Raw genomic sequence first — 12,501 nt, 5'->3', positions numbered from 1 at the left:
CCGGAGAATGATTCCGGCTGAAGATCGGCGTACCGCTCGCCGCAAAAGCGGCTGACCGCGGCGCGCGTCAAGCCTCCAAAGGGGGCTTTTTCAATGGACGCGGACGCGGCGCATGGAGGTTCCTGCTATGAAACTTGGCATCGTGGGCCTGCCCAACGTGGGCAAGAGCACTTTGTTCAACGCAATTACCAACGCCGGTGCGGAGAGCGCCAATTACCCTTTCTGCACCATCGATCCCAATGTGGGAATGGTGGCTGTGCCGGATGAGCGGCTGGACCGCCTTGCGGAGATGTATGAGCCAGATAAGAAGACCCCGGCAGTCGTCGAATTCGTTGATATCGCGGGTCTGGTTAAGGGCGCCAGCCAGGGTGCGGGTCTGGGGAACAAGTTCCTGGCCAATATTCGGGAGACAGATGCCATCGTTCATGTGGTCCGCTGCTTTGACGACGAAAACATCATGCATGTGGTGGCGGATGCCGGTACCAACGTACCTGTGGACCCGCTGGGCGATATCGAGACCATCGACCTGGAGCTTGTGATGGCCGATTTGGAAATGGTGAACCGCCGCATGGAAAGGGCCGCCAAAGCAGCCAAGGGCGACAAGAAGTTCCTCCACGAGGCGGAGGTTTTCAAGGCCCTTGCGGAGCATCTGAATGCGGGAAAGTCTGCCCGCACCTACGAATGCGAGCCGGAGGATATGGCGCTGATCTCCACCTCTGACCTGCTGAGCCTGAAGCCCGTCATTTATGCCGCCAACACCGATGAAGATGGCTTCACCAATTTGGACGGGAATCAATATTACCAGCAGGTAAAGGAGCTGGCGGAGCGGGAGGGCAGTCAGGTGCTTCCCATCTGCGCCCGAATGGAGCAGGACATCGCCGAGCTGGAGGGCGAGGAGAAAGAGATGTTTCTGGAGGAGTTGGGCGTAAAGGAGTCCGGGCTGGACCGGCTGATTAAATGCTCCTATTCGCTGCTGGGCCTGATTTCTTTCCTGACCTACGGAAAGGATGAGTGCCGGGCTTGGACCATCCGAAAGGGAACAAAAGCGCCGCAGGCCGCCGGTAAGATTCACACCGACATTGAGCGGGGCTTTATCCGTGCGGAGGTCATCTCCTATGAGGATATGATGAAATGCGGCGGAATTGCTGCAGCCAGAGAGAAGGGCCTTTTGCGCAGCGAGGGTAAGGATTACGTGGTACAGGACGGCGACATGATCTATTTCCGCTTCAACGTGTGATATTGAACGGAGGGCACCCAGCGCGGAGAAAATCTCCTGAGCCGGACCACGGTATGGGGATTGAAAGAACGGAAGGGCTATATAAAAGAAAGTACCACGCGTGGCCTTATAATTTTCCGATTTCAGCCGATAAGAGAGTAAGTCTAGCTGCGCATATATCGGTCAGCTTTCGGGAGGTAGCCAACCGGGAAAGAGCTTTGGCGCAGGGCGGATTTGAAGACAATGGGTGAGAAAGGAAAACATTTATGAGACGTGAAACGAAGAGGGGCAACGAATCCAAAGAACAAAACAACGGACGGAAAGAAAAGCAGTCCACAATCCGAAAAGAACTAATGGTGCAAATTTGTATCCTTGTCTCCATTCCCATGATTCTGTTGGGGGCCCTTGCCGCTTTTTTAATCTTCAGAAGTACTGAGACCACCCTGGAGCAGACCATGACGCAATTGTCCAGTGTCGCGGCCGACAAGGTTCAGGAGCGGTTGGGTTCCATTGAGAACGTGGCGATTGAGACCGGCTACTTGACGCGACTGTCCAGCAGCTCCAGCACCATCGAGGACAAGCAGGCCATCATCGACCAGCGCGTCGAAAGCCATGGTTTTCACCAGGGCAACATCCTGTCACTGGACGGGAAAAGCATTTTTGACGGTACCGACTTCTCTGACCGGGAGTATTTTCAGCAGGCAAAGGCGGGCAAGGCGTGGGTTTCCGATCCGCTGGTCAGCAGGGTTACCGGCGAGATGACAATCGTTGTCGCCGCTCCGATCTGGAAGGACGGCGTCCCTAACAGCACGGTGACGGGTGTGGTGTATTTTGTCCCCCAGGAGACATTCCTCAACGATATTGTGACTGAGATTCACGTCAGCGAGAATGGCGGTGCCTATATGCTAAACAAAAACGGCATTACCATTGCTCATAAGGACATGGATGTCGTGAAAAATCAGGAGAACACCGCTGAGGACGCCAAGACGGATTCCTCTCTGGCGGCTCTGGCCGCGCTTGAGAAAAAAATGGCCAACGGCGAATCCGGCTTCGGACAGTATACCTATAACGGTGTGACCAAGTTTCTGTCGTACGCGCCCATTGGAGGGACCGACGGCTGGAGCATCGGCGTCAATGCCCCGGTGGGCGACTTCATGGGTTCCACTTATCAGGGAGTCCTTCTCACCGTGATTCTGATTGCGATTACAATTATTACGTCTATTCTTATTGCCATCCGGGTTGCCAAGGGTATCGGTGACCCCGTGGCGCGGTGCACTGCCCGGTTGGAGCTGTTGGCGCAGGGCGATTTAAAGTCGCCGGTGCCGGAGGTCCGAAGCAGAAACGAGACGAAACGGCTGGCGGAGACCACGGCTTCGATGACCCGTACAATCTCCGGTATCATAGGAGATCTGGGGCAGGGGCTGGAGACCATTGCCCGCGGCGATTTTACCGTTACCACCACGAACCAGGAACTGTATCAGGGCGACTATACCGCCCTGCTGGCCTCCATCAGGAATTTGATTAAGCTCCAAAGTGGGACTATGCGCCAGATTGGCCTGTCTGCCGAACAAGTGTCCGCGGGAAGCGAGCAGGTGTCTGCCGGTGCGCAGGCCCTGAGTCAGGGCGCCACGGAGCAGGCTTCATCCGTTGAGGAGCTGGCGGCTACCATCTCGGAGATCTCTGGCCAGATCGGTGAAACCTCTAAGAATGCGGGGGAGGCCAGACAGAAGGTCGATGAGACCGGCGCGATGATGGTCCAGTGCGACAGGCAGATGAAGGAAATGGTTGCCGCGATGGGCGAGATCAGCGAGAACTCCCAGCAGATCGGCCGCATCATCAAGACCATCGAGGACATCGCGTTCCAGACGAATATTCTGGCGCTGAACGCTGCCGTGGAGGCTGCGAGAGCCGGCGAGGCCGGCAAGGGTTTTGCCGTGGTGGCGGACGAGGTACGGAATCTGGCTGGAAAATCCGCCACAGCGTCCAAGGATACCTCCGCTTTGATTGAGGCCGCAGTGCAGTCCGTGGAAAGGGGCGCGGGTATTGCCAATACCACCGCTGCAACCCTGGACAATGTGGCGGAGAACTCCAAAGCCACGGCGAAGATGGTGGAGAAGATCGCGGAGGCGGCCCAGCAGCAGGCTGTTTCCATCACCCAGGTTTCTCAGGGAATCGATCAGATCTCCAGTGTGGTGCAGACCAATTCTGCCACCGCTGAGGAGAGCGCCGCATCCAGCGAGGAGATGTCGGCACAGGCACAGACGCTGAAAGATCTGGTGAGCCAGTTTAAGCTGAAAGAGGATAAGCCGGCTCCTGCGGCGGCTTCCTCTGAGACTTCTGCGGAGATTTCGACAAGGACTCCGGCCGGAACTTCAGCAGGACCTTCGGTAAAGGCTTCAGCGGTCATTTCGACAAAAGCCCCGGCAAAGGCTCCGGTTTCTTTGTCCGGAAAGTATTGATTGAATAGAAAAAAACCGCTCCAGCCAGCCAATAATATTTTGCGCCGACGGCCTGCCGAATACATTCGGCAGGCCGTCGTATTAGAAGCAAGTGCGTAGTATCTTACAAAATGTTATACAGCGTGGACATGACAAGGTAGAGCTGAGAGAAGGGGCGCATGACGTTCCAGATACCCGCCCCCTGAAAGCCGTACTCCTGAATAAGCCGAAGGCGGGCAGCGAGGCTGCGGGCGTCGTCAAACCAGACCTCGTGGACCGCGCTGCCGGAATCGGTATAATGGAAAAAGGGAGCTTGGGCGGTCTCGTCGTACTGGATGGCGACGCCGTGCTGGATGGCAAGCTGGATGGCCCGCTGGTTTGAGATGGACTGAGCTTTTGTCTCTCCCTGTACAAAGGGGAGAGACCAGTCGTAACCGTAATTGGAGAGGCCCAGAAAAATCTTTTTAGCGGGGATTTCCGTGACGGCGTAATCAAGCACTGCACGGACCTGAGGCATAGGAGAGACTGCCATGGGTGGACCATATGTATATCAACAGCTAGGCTATAAGTCATTTTCGAATGGAGAAATTTTAGGAAAAATGTAAAGCTGCATGTCGCTCTTCTTCCACTGTCCCCCAACGGATTTTGAATAGATTACATGATCCAGTACAGACTTGAGCAGCGCGTTTTGGTCGGCGGGATTGTCAAGGGTGTTATAAATGTCCAAGACATTTTGTATACGGGGAATCAGCTGGCTGCGGGTCTGCTCGGCCTCGTTGATGGATGCCAAATGCTCGTGCAAGCGCTGCACGGCTGCCTCGGCTTCGGTTATTCTGGATGCCAGAAGGCGGGAGCGCTCCAGAAACACGTCCTGCGTATAAACGCCCTGCTCCAGCAAATCATACAGCTTTCCCTTTTGCGCCGACAGCTTCTCCAGATTCTTTTGCGCAGATGCCAGGGCGGACTCCGATTCCTCCCGCTGCTCCGCGCCCTGCTCCGACTGCGGGCTGATCTTGATACGATAGCTTATGAGCCAGTCGGACAGGCTCTCCATCAGCGCCTGCTCCACCACTTCCCGCCGGCTGCCGACGGTGGGACATTTGGACGTTGGACACATGACGGTGGGACCGCTCTTCGTACCTTTAGGCAGCTGCACCAATGAGCGGCCGCACACAGAGCAATAGAGCAGCCCCGCCAGTGGGTTTGCAATGTGCTTGGCGCTGGGTAACGGAGCATGGCTGCGGTCTCGCATGGACGCCATAGCACGCCGCCACGTCAGCTCTGCTATGATCGGCGCGTGGACTCCCTCTTGGAGCTTACAGTCCTTGTTGACGGGGTAGGAGACCGTCAGCTCGCCGCCGACCATCTGCTTTGTCTGCGGACGATAGGCCCAGCGGACGTATCCGGCATAGGTCGGATTTTTGAGCACGTCCCGCACGCTGACGGCAGACCATTTCATGCCGCCGGGAGATGGGATGCCCTGGGCGTTGAGCTGATTTGCAATGGCATAGCTGCCGATCGGGTCCAGCGTGCCGTCCGGTCGAGGATCTCCGTCGGTGTACAACCGGAAGATCTCTTTTACCACGCGGGCCTGCTCCGGGTTGATCTCCAGTGTATAGCCCTTTTGATGCTCAATCTTTACCTTACGGTACCCATAGGGGGGAGTCCCGGCAATATATTTGCCCTCGTTGAGCGACGCCATGCGTCCACGCTGCAGGCGGCGATTAATCGCCATGTATTCCCGCCGGGACATAAACAGGCCAAACTCAAAATATTCCTCGTCCGCCTCGTCGGAGGGGTCATAGACCTTATCCGGCGTGACAATCTTGGTGTCGCTATACTTAAATGTCTCGGCCACGGTGCCCTGGTCCCGGGTGTTGCCACGGGCCAGACGGGGGACTTCCATGACCAGCACGCCGGTATACTTGCCTGTCTCCACAGCGGCCAGCAGCTTCTGCATCTCCGGCCGCTCAGCAATGGTGTCGCCGCTGACGACTTCCTCAAAGATCCCGGCAATCGTATAGCCTTTGTTGTTGGCAAGGCTCAGGAGTGTGTCACGGTGGCGCTGTAGCGTGTCAAATACACCGGTCTGCATCTCCGTGTCGCGGTCCTTGCGGGACTTGCGCAGGTAGACTAGATATTGCTCCATGAGTCCTCCTATGGATAGCGCCGCCCAGAAGGGCGGCGCTGTTTTTCAGACTTGCAAGAATCGTCATGTGTTTTTAATTGTACGCTTCTTCAGTAATTAACCACAGGTGAATTTTACTAAAATATGGAAACATATAAGCACGCGAGCAAGAATAAAGCGGTCTGCGGCTAATCGCGCCATTTAAAACGGTTCAAAATTATTTTAGCACCACGGGGGGAATGTTGCAAGTCCCGTTGAAAGGAGGAGACCGTATTCAGAACAAGTGACGGCGGGACTCAAGGTCAAATATTCGCATAAGTTGAAAACCACGAATAGAACGGATCATCATTTCGTACATTGCGGTGAGGTGATGATTATGGCAAAGCTCGGAGCATTCCCGTTTGTTCCCAATATGGACGACTGCAAAATGGTTGTACAAGCCAACGGAGCCGTCTGCTACATCATGGACACCCACTGCCGCAATATGACTCGGGAGGATAAGGCGCGCGCCGATCAGGAGATCGTGGACATATATCTGCGGGCGGCCATGCGCAGAAAGGCAAAAGGCTCTGCTTGAGCAGAGCCAGTGGACAAGTTGGGAGGACGGCGTGAAAACGTTTTCTTTGAGCGGTGCGGAGCTTGTTTTTGTCAAAACCGCTAATGAGGATGCTGGGGACATTTGAATAATTTTAACCTCAAATTCCAATACGCAACATAAACAGAATAAAGGCCCACTTTAAATTGAACTGACCCCCAAAAGTTAGACCCAAAAATCGAACCATTGGAGGTCAGTTCACAGGATTCAGACCCTTTATATAAAAGATTCTCCGCATTTATCCAATCACATTATTGCGACGGAGAAGATTTAAAAAGTACACAATTGCTGACTGACGGTCGCGCTTCGTTTTGACGGCCTGTCACGGATCAAGCCTGTTTCGTTATTTTTCCTTGGACTTTTTATTTAAACGTTCCACCAGAGCAGCCGTCCGTAAACGGTAATCATCCAGCTCGGTCACGATTCCCATAAAAGAAGACACCAAATCCAGCGAAGCGCGCAGCGTACTTTGTTCACTCTGATCAATCGCACGTTTCGTCAGACGCATGGCCTGCTGGGGCGCATCCAGTAGTTTTTGGAGATATTGTTCCACATAATCATCCAACTGGTCATCGGGTACAACGTGTGTGACAAGGCCGATTCTTTCCGCTTCAGGGCCTTTTAGCACCCGTGTCGTTAAAAACAAATCGAGTGCCTTGTCTCGCCCCACAAGACGAGGTAAAAAGTAAGCGCCGCCGTCACCGGGAACAATTCCTGCGTTAAAATAGCTTTCCGAAAGTGAGGCGCTTTCCGAAGCGATGCGGATATCACACATCAGAGCCATATCCAACCCCGCGCCCACAGCCGCGCCGTGAACCTTAGCGATAACCGGTTTGTCAATTTCCTGCAGAATCAGCGGGATACGCTGAATTCCTTCCCAAAGAGAGTTCTTTCTGGCAAGCGCGGTGGAAGTAATATCCTCATTGCTTTCGAAGAAGCCGTTCCCGGTCGCCATGGCTTTTACATCTCCGCCGGCGCAAAACGCCTTTCCGTTTCCCGATAAAAGAACAACATCAATATCATCCCGGTCCCGGATGTCCTCCAGTGCGTTTGCCCAGAGTTGAATCATCTCCTCACTGAAACAATTGAGATGCTCCGGGCGGTTTAGCGTAATACGGGCCAAGTGGTTTTCTACCTCATAAATTAAATCCGACATATTGCTATTTTACCTCTTCTCATATTTGCAGTAAGAGAAAGCAAGGGCGGTATCAGATAGGTCATGTGGGTGTTGTAAATTGATGCCGGCAAGCCTTTTCCTATGTGTGACAGCTATGATACCACAGATGCAGCATTCTGTTGAGATATGTTTTATAACTTAGCAATATAGTATTTATATTATAGCAAATTATATCAATATGAGTCCATGAAAGGTTTGCTCTGTCTCAAATTTCAAGTTCATGACTCATGATCACTAGGTGATACAATAGCAGAATCATTATTCTTGACTGAGAATAACGATTGTGCTATTGTAATCCTGATGACTTACCAAATTATTCATAAGGGAGAGAAACCGATGAAAAAGATTTTAGTAACAGTCCTTGCGTTCTCAATGATACTCTCACTTGCTGCTTGCGGAGGGCAGGGGCAGGATTCTTCCGGCAGCGTTTCCAGCAATACTACGACCTCTGCTGCATCTGGTGAAGCGGCGAGTTCCTCATCGACTACACCGGATCTCAGTGGTCAGTCGCTCCTGATATACTGCGGCGCGGGGATGCAGCAGCCTTTTCAGGAAATTGCAGATGCATTTCAAAAGGAAACCGGCTGTCAAATGAATGTTACTTACGCAAACGCGGCACAGCTTCAAACACAGATTACAGAATCCAAAGAAGGGGACTTCTTTATTGCCGGTTCTGCGGATGAGGTAAAGCCTGTTAAAGATGATGTATCCGGCAGTGTAGACCTTGTAAAACACATTCCCGTCCTGGCGGTTGCCAAGGGAAATCCAAAAGGAATTACCGGCGTTGCGGATCTGGGCAAAAGCGATGTTGTAACCGTGATTGGAGATCCGGAGTCCACACCGATTGGAAAAATTGCAAAAAAAGTATTTTCTGATTTCGGCGTCTCCGATACCGTAACGCTTGGCGCGACAACGACCACGGCTCCTCAACTGGCAACGGTCGTTGGTCTGGGAGAGGCAGATGCGGCGATCATCTGGAAGGAAAACTGTAATGCGGAGGGTGTGGAAATCTGTGAGACGAAGGACCTGGACAGCTATGTAAAAACGGTTCCGGCGGCAAGGCTCACTTTTTCTACAAACAGCGCGGCTGCGGACGCATTCAGCACATTTCTCAGTTCGGATGCAGCCAACCAGATATGGACTGCCCATGGCTATGAATTGGCAGGATGAACCGGCGAAAACATAACATTTTCCAATCCGCCTGTATGCTTCTCACACTCCTGACAATTCTTTTTATCGGAGGAAATATTGCCGTAATCGCATTCCGGGGGATACGTAGTCTCCCGGAATGCCTGCATCAGCCCGAAACGTTGTTTGCGGTATATTTAAGCATCAAAAGTGCGTGCATATCCAGCATACTTTGCTTCCTGCTGTCGATTGCAGTTTCATATGTCTTGACCAAAACCAGATTCTTCTGCCGGGAAGCCATTGAGATTCTTCTGGAACTGACGATGTCGCTGCCCAATATTGTATTGGGGCTGAGCATGCTGATTCTGTTTTCCTCACCATTGGGAAAGGCTTTAAAAAGTGCGGGCTTTCCGGTGGTCTTCAACAGCAGTGGTATTATTCTGGCGCAATTGGTTGTCAATCTGCCGTTTGCTGTTAAGCTGACATCAACAGCCTTTCGCGGGGTCGATCAAAAATTAGAGCGGGTGGCGGGGCTGCTTGGCGCCACCCAGGGAAAATGCTTTTTCACCATCCTCCTGCCCCTATGTAAGAACACCCTGATCAGTGCGTTTATTTTGGTATGGTCGAGAGCCTTGGGGGAATTTGGGGCGACACTGATGCTGGTGGGCGTTACCCGCATGAAAACAGAGACGCTGCCTGCCAGCATTTATCTGGATGTCAGCACCAACAATCTGGGCGGCGCGCTGGCCAGCGCATTTATTTTACTGCTTATTTCCGCTGTCTCGCTTGGAATTGCAAACCACCTTGCCAAGGCGAACAGGAAGCTGAGTCGATATGAATCATAATACGGGCTGCCTTTTGGAGATACAGGATCTTTCAGTCAGACGCGGCAACTTTTTGTTGGAGCATATCAATTTCTCGCTTTACCAAAATGAGATCTTTTCGATTATCGGAAAAACAGGCTCCGGAAAAACATTGCTTCTGGAAGCGGTTGCCGGATTCTATCAACCGGATCATGGAAAAGTCCTTTACGGGGGAACCCCGATGTGTGAGATTCCGGTATTCCGGCGGCACATTGGGTACCTTTATCAGGATTATAGTCTATTTCCGCATATGACGGCATTTTCAAACATTGCTTACGGACCTAAAATTCAGGGAGTCCCAAAGGCGGAAATACAGGCCAGAGTGAAGGAGATAGCCGCGAAGTTTGAAATTGAGCATATTCTCGATCAGTATCCTGGAACACTCAGCGGCGGAGAGCAGCAACGTGTTGCTTTGGCACGCGCGCTGATCATGCGGCCATCTTTGCTGCTGCTGGACGAACCATTTTCCGCACTGGACCCGGTCACAAAACGCAACATGTATGATATGATCCAAAAAATTCGGGAAGATTTTTGCTGCTCTCTCATTTTTGTGACGCATGATTTTGCCGAAGCTGAGCGTTTGGCTGATCGAATTGGCGTGTTGATTGATGGACGCCTTTGTGGTATTGTAAAAAGCAATGAATTATACAGTGCCAAATGGGGTCAGGAGGTCCTTGATTTTCTCGGGATTACTAAAAAAACGGAGGAATTGCCGTGACGAGGGAAGAACTTTATGAAACACTGAAAATCGGATTTTCACAGGTTTTAAAACAGTATCATATTGAAGATGACACCGTAACCGTGTCCTGCCGTGCTTTGACGCCGCAAGAGGCAATTGGAGAAACGGTGCGGAAGGACTTCCCGATTATTACCGGAAAGGATGTCATGATTGAAGCAAAGTACCGCGGCTGTCGAGGTCAGGCATTTACAGACTCTCCGACCGCATTCAACGGGACGCTTGCTGAGATTTTGCAAATGGAAATTGCCCACAACTCTCACAACTGCGGAATTTTTATTGCAACCTTGAATGCAGTGATGAACTCCGTGGGACTGTGCAGCGGGACCGTGCACTGCCGAACGGACGGACCGGAACAATGCGCGGTGGACATGCTGGCGTTTCTTCGGGTAAATTATCCGCATGTCAGGCGTATTGCATTGATCGGCTATCAGCCCTCTCTTCTTGAAATGCTGTCCGGCAGCGAATACGAGGTCCGGGTACTTGATCTGAATCCGGGGAATATCGGGCAGCGGCGATATGGGGTTGAGGTGGAGGATGGAACCCACAAGAAAGACGAGATTATTCATTCTTTCGCAGACCTGATTCTCTGTACTGGAAGCACGTTGTGTAACGGAACGATCATTGATTATATGGGCTTGCCTGTGGAGGTGCTGTTCTTCGGTATCACGATCGCCGGCAGCGCCGGTTTACTTGGGCTAAAGCGGGTCTGCTTTGCCGAAAAATACGAGAAATAAATCATAGACTTGATTGAAAACGTCAGGTGTTGCTGACAATTTGCTGATAACTGAAACAAACTTCACCAAACCGAGCCGGAATAAATATCCCCAAAAGCTTCCACTGGGGCGTTGTCAATGCAGTATGATGCACGGGACATACGCTGTGTCATGCCAGCCTTTTTTAGTTTGTGGTGGAAAGTCCTGTTTGTGTACGTATAGCCACATTAATTCTACGTATATGACTGTAAATCCGTTTTTCCCTTGGCTTTCTACTAAAGTCGGAATGTTTGGCTCGAATGATAAAGAAGTGCAATTTATCCCATCATGTGGGCTGCGGTGGCAAATAAAATGCACGAGACCATACGAATTGACGTCGGTATTGCCGCCGCAAGTGCCGTCCACTTCCAGCTTCCCGTTTCTTTTTTATTGTTAGCAGTGTGGTGGAACAGGGCCAGTGCATAAGAGAAAACAGCATCATGCTGATTGCTGTAATCCATGTCCAGCTGTTTGATACAAACAGCTCTTTCATTTGAGCAAGGCTGCCAAGTTCAAGAATACTGCCCTTTGCCATGTACGCCATAATAATAATGGGAATGACAATTTCATTGGCGGGAAAATCCAGGATAAAAGCAATCAGTATGACGCCGTCCAGCCCCATCAACTGCGCAAAGGGGTCCAAGAAAGCTGCACAGTGATTCAGGACGCTGGCATCGCCAACCATGATATTTGTCATGAACCAAATAACCAGACCTGCGGGGGCCGCAACGCTGATTGCCCTGCACAGCACGAACAGCGTCCTGTCAAGGATAGAGCGGACAATTACCTTGCCGATCTGCGGCATTCTGTACGGTGGCAGCTCCAGCATAAAAGAAGACGGTATCCCTTTCAGCAAAGTTTTGGAAAGCAGCTTGGTGACTGCAAAGGTAACTCCAACCCCGAGCACGATCACCGCCGTCAGCAGCACCGCAGAAAGGAACGAGGTAAATGCTCCGCCCGCGGTTCCTACAAAAAACATGGTGAGAATTGCAATCAGTGTGGGGAAGCGGCCGCTACAGGGTACAAAGTTATTCGTCAAAATGGCCAGCAGCCGCTCCCGGGGAGAGTCAATGATCCGGCAGCCAATAATACCCGCAGCGTTGCACCCTATACCCATGCACATGAGTATTCCATTTATGCTATACTGCTTTTGCTATAACGGCAATATTATGATTCAGAAAACACACTTTTTGACAAAGAAAATGATGTTGTACCATTTTGAAAAAACGAGCGTTGACCATAGGTCAGCGCTCATTTCCTTTTGATAGCAAGTCGTGCGCCGGATTACTCCAACTAAGTGGAGTGTTCGCTGTGTAGCTGAGACGATACAGGAGTTATCCGCGGACAAGAAATATCTTGGCGCCGCCACTGGCCACACTGCTTCTGTAAACGCCGGAGTATAATTGACCGAAATCGCCGGTAAAAATTGACCCACTCAAGAATAACGGCTACCATGGCCTAAAGA

General features: G+C 51.8%; 10 protein-coding genes and 1 pseudogene. 7 read left to right on the top strand and 4 right to left on the bottom strand.

Features of this window, described 5'->3' with window-relative positions:
• The first annotated feature begins 127 nt into the window (after positions 1 to 127).
• A complete protein-coding gene (gene ychF, locus ABWQ15_RS13440) occupies positions 128 to 1,237 on the top strand; it encodes a redox-regulated ATPase YchF (RefSeq protein ID WP_353909292.1) in 1,110 nt (369 codons plus the stop codon).
• Positions 1,238 to 1,482: 245 nt separating this feature from the next.
• Positions 1,483 to 3,675, top strand: a complete 2,193-nt coding sequence (locus ABWQ15_RS13435) for a methyl-accepting chemotaxis protein (protein ID WP_353909291.1) — start codon at positions 1,483 to 1,485, stop codon at positions 3,673 to 3,675.
• 103 nt (positions 3,676 to 3,778) lie between these two features.
• On the opposite strand, the gene ABWQ15_RS13430 is transcribed toward ABWQ15_RS13435, so the two are convergent.
• Positions 3,779 to 4,171: a glycosyl hydrolase family 18 protein gene (locus tag ABWQ15_RS13430; protein WP_353909290.1), complete on the bottom strand. Its 393-nt coding sequence runs from the start codon at positions 4,169 to 4,171 to the stop codon at positions 3,779 to 3,781.
• Positions 4,172 to 4,216: 45 nt separating this feature from the next.
• On the bottom strand, positions 4,217 to 5,803 hold the full coding sequence (locus ABWQ15_RS13425) for a recombinase family protein (RefSeq protein ID WP_353909289.1): 1,587 nt from the start codon (positions 5,801 to 5,803) through the stop codon (positions 4,217 to 4,219).
• A gap of 355 nt (positions 5,804 to 6,158) precedes the next feature.
• Between ABWQ15_RS13425 and ABWQ15_RS13420 the strand changes: the two genes are divergently transcribed.
• Positions 6,159 to 6,359 (top strand): hypothetical protein, encoded by a 201-nt coding sequence (locus ABWQ15_RS13420; protein WP_353909288.1) that lies wholly within the window; start codon positions 6,159 to 6,161, stop codon positions 6,357 to 6,359.
• Between the two features lie 361 nt (positions 6,360 to 6,720).
• Here ABWQ15_RS13420 and ABWQ15_RS13415 read toward each other — a convergent pair whose 3' ends face one another.
• Positions 6,721 to 7,533: an enoyl-CoA hydratase/isomerase family protein gene (locus tag ABWQ15_RS13415; RefSeq protein ID WP_353909287.1), complete on the bottom strand. Its 813-nt coding sequence runs from the start codon at positions 7,531 to 7,533 to the stop codon at positions 6,721 to 6,723.
• A 357-nt stretch (positions 7,534 to 7,890) separates the two neighbouring features.
• Between ABWQ15_RS13415 and modA the strand changes: the two genes are divergently transcribed.
• Genes modA through ABWQ15_RS13395 form a run of 4 tightly spaced genes read left to right on the top strand, consistent with a single transcriptional unit; the run spans position 7,891 to position 11,018 of the window.
• Complete coding sequence (modA, locus tag ABWQ15_RS13410) at positions 7,891 to 8,724, top strand: molybdate ABC transporter substrate-binding protein (RefSeq protein WP_353909286.1); 834 nt, start codon at positions 7,891 to 7,893, stop codon at positions 8,722 to 8,724.
• Positions 8,721 to 9,527: a molybdate ABC transporter permease subunit gene (locus ABWQ15_RS13405; RefSeq protein WP_353909285.1), complete on the top strand. Its 807-nt coding sequence runs from the start codon at positions 8,721 to 8,723 to the stop codon at positions 9,525 to 9,527. Before modA ends, ABWQ15_RS13405 begins: the two co-directional genes overlap by 4 nt.
• Positions 9,517 to 10,263: an ABC transporter ATP-binding protein gene (locus ABWQ15_RS13400; protein ID WP_353909284.1), complete on the top strand. Its 747-nt coding sequence runs from the start codon at positions 9,517 to 9,519 to the stop codon at positions 10,261 to 10,263. Before ABWQ15_RS13405 ends, ABWQ15_RS13400 begins: the two co-directional genes overlap by 11 nt.
• Positions 10,260 to 11,018, top strand: coding sequence for a Rossmann-like domain-containing protein (locus ABWQ15_RS13395; protein ID WP_353909283.1), 759 nt, complete (start codon positions 10,260 to 10,262; stop codon positions 11,016 to 11,018). Before ABWQ15_RS13400 ends, ABWQ15_RS13395 begins: the two co-directional genes overlap by 4 nt.
• A 296-nt stretch (positions 11,019 to 11,314) precedes the next feature.
• Here ABWQ15_RS13395 and ABWQ15_RS13390 read toward each other — a convergent pair.
• A pseudogene (locus ABWQ15_RS13390) lies at positions 11,315 to 12,165 on the bottom strand (nucleoside recognition domain-containing protein); the annotation flags it as partial.
• Positions 12,166 to 12,501 lie beyond the last annotated feature (336 nt).

The sequence above is a fragment of the Oscillibacter sp. genome, assembly GCF_040505565.1.
Taxonomy (GTDB): Bacteria; Bacillota; Clostridia; order Oscillospirales; family Oscillospiraceae; genus Oscillibacter.
This window is presented reverse-complemented; position numbering and strand designations above follow the sequence as displayed.